At 41.0% G+C, this 6,861-nt stretch carries 5 protein-coding genes and 1 pseudogene; 2 read left to right on the forward strand and 4 right to left on the reverse strand.

What is annotated here, in order from left to right:
• Positions 1 to 107: 107 nt before the first annotated feature.
• A complete protein-coding gene (gene sulA / locus AAC854_RS20390; protein WP_340618696.1) occupies positions 108 to 599 on the reverse strand; it encodes an SOS-induced cell division inhibitor SulA in 492 nt (163 codons plus the stop codon).
• 240 nt (positions 600 to 839) lie between these two features.
• Between sulA and AAC854_RS20395 the strand changes: the two genes are divergently transcribed.
• Positions 840 to 1,463: a TfoX/Sxy family DNA transformation protein gene (locus AAC854_RS20395; RefSeq protein WP_340618697.1), complete on the forward strand. Its 624-nt coding sequence runs from the start codon at positions 840 to 842 to the stop codon at positions 1,461 to 1,463.
• Positions 1,464 to 1,764: 301 nt separating this feature from the next.
• On the opposite strand, the gene yccS is transcribed toward AAC854_RS20395, so the two are convergent.
• Positions 1,765 to 3,930: a YccS family putative transporter gene (gene yccS, locus AAC854_RS20400; RefSeq protein WP_340618698.1), complete on the reverse strand. Its 2,166-nt coding sequence runs from the start codon at positions 3,928 to 3,930 to the stop codon at positions 1,765 to 1,767.
• A gap of 66 nt (positions 3,931 to 3,996) precedes the next feature.
• On the opposite strand from yccS, the gene helD reads away from it, so the two are divergent.
• A complete protein-coding gene (gene helD / locus AAC854_RS20405; protein WP_340618699.1) occupies positions 3,997 to 6,051 on the forward strand; it encodes a DNA helicase IV in 2,055 nt (684 codons plus the stop codon).
• Between the two features lie 71 nt (positions 6,052 to 6,122).
• Here the strand turns inward: helD and mgsA are convergent, their stop codons facing one another.
• Both mgsA and AAC854_RS24405 read right to left on the reverse strand, forming a co-directional pair.
• The gene (gene mgsA, locus AAC854_RS20410) at positions 6,123 to 6,581 is read right to left on the reverse strand and encodes a methylglyoxal synthase (RefSeq protein ID WP_340618700.1); all 459 of its coding nucleotides are present in this window, start codon (positions 6,579 to 6,581) and stop codon (positions 6,123 to 6,125) included.
• 187 nt (positions 6,582 to 6,768) lie between these two features.
• Positions 6,769 to 6,861: pseudogene (locus AAC854_RS24405) on the reverse strand (IS982 family transposase); the annotation flags it as partial.

Consider the following 6,861-nt stretch of genomic DNA (forward strand, 5'->3'; position numbering starts at 1 on the left):
GGCACTGGATGTACTCAGTGAAATCGCGACAGCGGTGACCCGAAAACAGCCCTATCCGGATGTCTTTAATCTGCTTTCCTGCTAGTCAATACAGGGCTGGTGAATGGTTACCTTTGCGCCGCCAATTGTAATCTGTTCACTTCATATTCAGACAATTCAGGCAACCAACCCAATACAATACTGTAATTACCACTTGCTAAAGCCTTTTCCATGGCACTAATCGAAGCAATGGGGCGGATCTGGTTTAGCTGGACGATCTTATTTAAAGGAAGCCCTGAGCTTATCAACCACTGGCGGCTTAACCTCTTGTTGGGCGTTACCCAAAGTAGCCATCGATTTTCATTTCCAGTCTGACGTAATAAAGGAAGCAGAATGTGATTAATCGTTGGTTGGTGCTCGTTGTAAATCAATTCACTGACCATACCTTTTACAATTGATGAAGTGACAGTTGATGAAGCGCATTGGCGCGATTCTACAAAAGACAGTCTTTTCACGGTCATCCCAACCATTGTTTTGTCTGTTTTATGTTCGTTAGCTGCCGTGTCAGCAGTTACCGTTTTATGTTTAGTGAGATATTTCCACGATGATTGAGTGCCCATAATGTTCCTCGCCATAATGAACTGTATATTTATACAGTATAACGCTATTTGATTAAAAGCAAGTCTCTTTTTTTCAAAGCGCTTCGCAAAAATTCACAGAAATTCGGATTTTTCCGACTTAACGGTTGGCAGTTGGAAATAGATTGCGTATGGTTTTAATTAATTGTTCTTGTTATCTATTTTATTAATAGCAGGCATGGTTAAACATTATGTTGGAATGTGATTCATGGAGTGATAAAAATGTTTTTATCCGAACCGCGTTTTGCCCAATTACAATACGGCGTATCTTTATTGGGAAAGCTTAAGAAGAAATCTCAATTTGGTGGCATTGGGTTGTTAATTGACGGTGTTTTATTTGCTATCAGCTCTGAGGGGGAACTTTATCTACGAGGAAGTAGCCGTGCTGAAGTGTTATTTAAGGCTAGTGGCATGGAAAAATTTATTTATTCAAAAAGGGGGATACCTGTGACCTTGCGGTATTACCGCGTTAATGAATCACTTTGGCAAGATCAAAAACAGTTGTTTGAATATATGCAATTAGCCTATCAGTATACTATGGAAGAAATTGTTGATAGACAGAAAATGCCTCTCAGGCTTAAAGATCTCCCCAATTTAGGAATTGCTTTAGAGAGACAACTATGGAAAGTGGGCATCTCTAAAGTAGAAGATTTGAAAATGCTGGGAGCCAAAGCAACTTATCTCAAACTACAACAGCACAGGAAAAAAACAAATGTCAGTTTGTTGCTTGCTTTGGCTGGTGCAATAGAAGGATGCCATGTCGCGGTGTTACCGGAGCAATTGCGTGATGAATTAATCAATTGGCACGACGAATGGCTCCACCAAAATTCGGACTATCATTCGTAATAAGAGATATTTGATGAATAGGGGCAATGGCCCCTATTTTCCAGAATCAGGCGACGATTGACGTTCTTGGGATAACTCTTTTTCTGCGATGAACTGTTTTTCTGTAATAGATTGTTTTTCTGTAACAGATAGTTTTTCTGTAATAGCTCGAATTGTATGACTTAATATAGCCGGGCCATGCTCAAAATCACCCAATGAATTATTTAATACGTATTCGTTTAGTCCGAGAGTAATGGTATTGCATTTATTATGCAGATCCACCTTATATTTTTAGGGGCTAAATGCCCCTATAAGATAATTTTTAGTGTGGCTCTTGTTCACCAATTTGTTTTGTTAAACAAACAATTTCAGGTAATAGCTCAATGAGCAATCCTATTTGTTGTAACACAAGCTGAACTTTATTGTTACTTTCAGAAGGCACCAGATTGATTTTATCTGCCAAGTTATTTGCAATGGTTTGCAGTGTTTCGTCATCAATCCAGCCTTGTTTTAATGCGGATTCAACGGAACAGATAGCATCATTAAGAATATCCAGAATTTCTGGATCATTGAGCCTGTCACGATGGGCCCCCAATGCAGAAATATAGCTCAGCATCGTATGGTTAAGGCACAATAAACGAAAAGCGGCTTCCTGAGAAATACGGTAACTTTTTGGCTCTGATGCCATATTAGAGATCACCGATGCTAATTCAGCATCACAATTATGAGCATCACGGCGAGCGATGCGGTAATCCAGACTGTTGCTCTTTCCTTGATGGTACTGCATTAAAATAGCATTAAGGTAGCGGCAATTAGCCAACATTGTTCGGTTAATCACTTGAGGCAATTGGCGAAATTTCCAGTCTGGCCAGATGAAACTGACAGCAAGTAAGGCAATGCCACAACCTACCAATGTGTCGATAATTCTGGGGAATGCGACTTCAAAACCTTCACCTAATAAATTGAAACTCAATAAGACCAGAAGAGTGATAAATAACGTTGCATGTGCGTATTGGCTATTGCGAAAAGCGAAGAACAGCACGCCAGATATGACGATTAACACCAGTTGCCCTTCAATAGAAGGCACAAAATAGAGAATTGGTAAGCCAATCAAAATCCCCGCCAATGTACCAATGACACGTAAAGCCAGACGTCGGCGAGTAGCACTATAGTTAGGTTGGCAGACAAATAAACTCGTTAGTAAGATCCAATAACCGCGCTGCAAATCAAAGAGTTGAATAATGGCATAGCCAGTACATAGCAAGACAGACATTCGAACAGCATGGCGAAAGAGAGCCGATTTTGGTGTCAAATTACGGTTGATCCTGAACCATACATCACGCCAACCCGTTAAATCTTCACCGGATAAGCGCGTTTCTTCTTGTTGGGTATTTTGGGGAGTATTTGGGGAAAGAAGGTCTTGATCCGAACCAAGCCCTGCTAATTGGGCGTCAATTGCCCGTAAATTTTTCAGCAGATTATCAAATGCCATTATTTTGGAATTAGTGCCTTGCTGGTTTTTTAAGCGTTCAAGGGAGCTTTCAAGGTAACTGAACGCACTTTCAAAACGTGGATTATGTTGATATTGCTTATGCAAAATAATGGATTGCGAAATCTGCTCGCATGCTCGTGCTTGCATAGAAAGTAATCTTTGAATACGAAACATAATATCGCTGTGACGAAAAACTTCTCTCAGTTTTTGATACTGAACATGGGATGAACTGGCTCGCTCATGGATATCTTGTGCAACAAAATAATAATGCAAAGTATGGCGCGTTCCTCGCTGCCCTCTGTCACCTTTCAAGCGACTCAATAAAGAGATCTTAGCTTGATTGAGTGTTGTGACTAACGTGCTGTTTGCCATGGCAACATCAAACACAGCTTGCTTATATTCTTCAGCTTCAGAATCAGGATCAAACAGACTTGTTTTGGCATAAAGATAGGTTGAAAGCTGCTGGTAACAACGTGCCAGGTTTTCTTGCAAAGGGCGAATCGGAAATAATAAATGGCCGGTTAATGTCAGCAAGTTATACCAGATGGCACCAATGAGCAGTAATACAGGTTGCTGATACCAAACAGGAAATATGGGTGAGCCGAGCATGGTATAAATCGCTATCAGTAAAGCACCAAAGGCAATAGTAGCGTAGCGTTGCCCCAATGCACCCAACAGAATAAAGCCGCAGGTTGATATTGCCAGACCGAGCATAAAAAACCATGGATAGGGAAATAACAATGTAATCGAAGTGGAAGCGGCAAAGAAAGAGACTAGGGTAATAATGAGATTGCGCAAACGACCAACTAAACGATCATCTAAGTCTGTTAATGCCGCCGCAACGACACCTAGCAGCAAAGGAATGGTTATTTTAAGTTCTTCTCCTAATAGCCAGGGGATCAGGGTAGTTCCTGTCAGTGCAATGAATATACGGATATAATAGAGGACATGACTGTTATACAGAAAATGGCGGGAGCTGGATAAAACTGTTAGCACAAAATACCCCTAACAACATTTACGTGATGAAGTAGTTCAACAATTTTCAGGTACGGTGCCACGACAATGGAACTCAAATCAACGCAAATCGGGCAACGCCTCGCCCAACATCCTTATAATAGGGTGCGTCTACTTAATGCTGGCATTGAAGTCAGTGGTGATAAGCACCAGTACCTTATTCCATTTAATCAATTGATTGGCATTCAGTGTAAGCGAGGGATTGTCTGGGGGGAACTGGAATTTGAATTACCTGAAGGAAAAGTGGTGCGCCTGCATGGTACTGAATGGCAGCAAACACAACATTTTTACCATTACTTATTAAAGGAATGGCAAAAATGGAGCCTCGATATGAGCGATGTCAGTGCGGATGTATTGGCTGCCCAAGTGAATGAAATTCATAAAATCGGCCAACAAGATCGCTGGTTGAAAATTGCAGAATTAACTTCATTGCAGCAACAAATCCAAGAAACATTTCAGGCACTGCCTCTTCCATTACAGCGAATTGCTCAATTTGAGAACTGCCGTGACGATTATCAGATTTGTTTGGATTGGTTGTATGAGGGTGAAAAAACAATTCAGACTATGAACCAGCGTTGGATGGATCGTGTTTTGGCGCAACATGAAGAATTTTTCCGAACCATAGAAACTTCGCCGCTTAATCGTTCTCAGTGTCAGGCGGTTATTAATGGTGAGAAAAATATTTTAGTTTCAGCCGGTGCGGGGAGCGGAAAAACCTCTGTTTTGATGGCGCGTACTGGGTGGTTGTTATTGCGTCAACAGGCTCTTCCTGAACAGATCTTGCTGTTGGCTTTTGATCGTCAGGCTGCTGGTCAAATGAATGAACGTATTCAGGAGCGCTTGGGGACAAAAGAGGTAAAAGCAAAAACATTCCATGCCTTGGCACTGCATATTATTCAGCAAGAAAACAATAAAGAAACCAAGATTAGTGAACTGGAAATTGATGCTCAGAAGCGTCGTAACTTTCTCATTCAGGAATGGCAAAAGCAGTGTGGAGAAAAAAAAGCACAAGCGAAAGGTTGGCGGGAATGGTTGAATGAAGAACTGGATTGGCAATTACCAGAAGGTGAATATTGGCACGATAACCAATTAACAGATAGCTTATCTGTTCGTCTGGAACGCTGGCTGGGATTGATGCGTATGCATGGCGGCAGTCAGAAAGAGATGATTGAACAGGCACCTGCTGCTTATGCTGATCTATTTCAGAAACGTATAAGGCTTATGGCTCCTCTGTTGAAGGCTTGGAAATCGGCACTGAAATCTGAAGGCGCAACCGATTCTTCTGGTTTAATCCATCAGGCTGTGAACATCTTACAAAAAGGGCGATTTATCAGCCCATGGAAACATATTCTGATTGATGAATTTCAGGATATTTCACCGCTGAGGTTCAAGTTATTGACAGCGTTGAAGGCGCAGAATAAGCAAAGCCATCTATTCGCTGTGGCAGATGCTTGGCAAGCAATTTATCGTTTTAGTGGCGCTGAATTAACTTTAATGACAGCTTTTCCAACTTATTTTGGTGATGGTACAGAATGCACGTTAGATACGACTTATCGTTTCAATGATCGTATCGGTGAAATAGCCAACCGATTTGTGCAACAAAACCCCCATCAATTAGCTAAGCCACTTAATAACCTGATAAAAGGTAATAAAAAATCGGTTGTGATTTTGCCGGAAGAACAGTTGAAAGCACTGCTTAATAAAATGAGCGGTTATGTTACCAAGCAGGAAACCATCTTATTATTGGCACGCTATCATCATCTCAAACCAGAATTATTGAAAAAAGCATCAACCCGCTGGCCAAATTTGCAGATTGAATTTATGACAATTCACGCAGCTAAAGGGCAACAAGCAGAATATGTCATTATTCTGGGGTTGCATCAGGGAAAAGATGGTTTTCCGGCACCCGCGAGGGAATCTGTGATAGAGCAAGTTTTATTGCCACAACCTGAAGATTTTCCTGATGCGGAAGAACGCCGTCTTTTATATGTTGCACTGACACGGGCAAAAAAACAGGTTTGGTTGATGCAGGAACCGAAAAATCCATCGATATTCATTCATCAATTGTTGCAATTAGGAGTACCTACTCAGCGTAAACCTTAAAGTTGTATCAACATCAGAAAAAATAAGATTAAAAAATGGGGGAGAGTTTGGCTCTCCCATTTCTGTTCTGGTTACTGGAGTCTTTCATTAAGATAGCGTTGATAATCGGGTACGCTGATATCGACTTCTTCTGCAAAAAGCGCGGAGTTGATAAGAAAATCGGCAGTTGAGAGGTTAGTGGCAACGGGAATATTCCAAACAGTTGCCAAACGTAGCAGAGCTTTGACATCAGGATCATGTGGAACTGCATTCAAAGGATCCCACAAGAAAATCAAAACATCGATTTTTCCTTCAGAAATCAGGGCACCAATTTGTTGATCGCCTCCCATTGGCCCACTCAGCATATTTGTAACAGTTAGCCCCGTCTTTTGCTGAATTAAATGCCCTGTCGTTCCTGTCGCATATAGTATGTGCCTGCTTAATAAAGAATTATGTGTATTGGACCAATCTAATAAGGCTTTTTTACAGTGATCATGTGCGACAAGGGCGATATTTTTTGATTTTGCAAGGGTGCGAACCGTTGATTCCATGGTGATACCTTTACGTGAATAAATCATTTGCCATTTTTAAAAATGGCAAGATAATAAAAAAATAACTGTGATTATCATAAATACTGTAGCAGATAAACCAAATGAAAATAGCTGTTGCGTCATGGAGTAACGACTAAAAGCAATATAGGGGGCTAAATGAATGATCAATATAACGCGATGCTCGACTTTAACATCCTATGACGTTGGCTTGTTGAAGCCAGTCGCGTTGACTTTTACCTTGTTTAAAATTGGCAAAAATGCCCAACGTATGAGAAAGCAG

Origin of the sequence: Xenorhabdus entomophaga (assembly GCF_037996725.1) — a bacterium.
GTDB lineage: Bacteria > Pseudomonadota > Gammaproteobacteria > Enterobacterales > Enterobacteriaceae > Xenorhabdus > Xenorhabdus khoisanae.

Coding starts and splice junctions, on each gene's coding strand:
- helD (WP_340618699.1), top strand. CDS start 3,997: ATGGAACTCAAATCAACGCAAATCGGGCAACGCCTCGCCCAACATCCT.
- mgsA (WP_340618700.1), bottom strand. CDS start 6,581: ATGGAATCAACGGTTCGCACCCTTGCAAAATCAAAAAATATCGCCCTT.
- AAC854_RS20395 (WP_340618697.1), top strand. CDS start 840: ATGTTTTTATCCGAACCGCGTTTTGCCCAATTACAATACGGCGTATCT.
- sulA (WP_340618696.1), bottom strand. CDS start 599: ATGGGCACTCAATCATCGTGGAAATATCTCACTAAACATAAAACGGTA.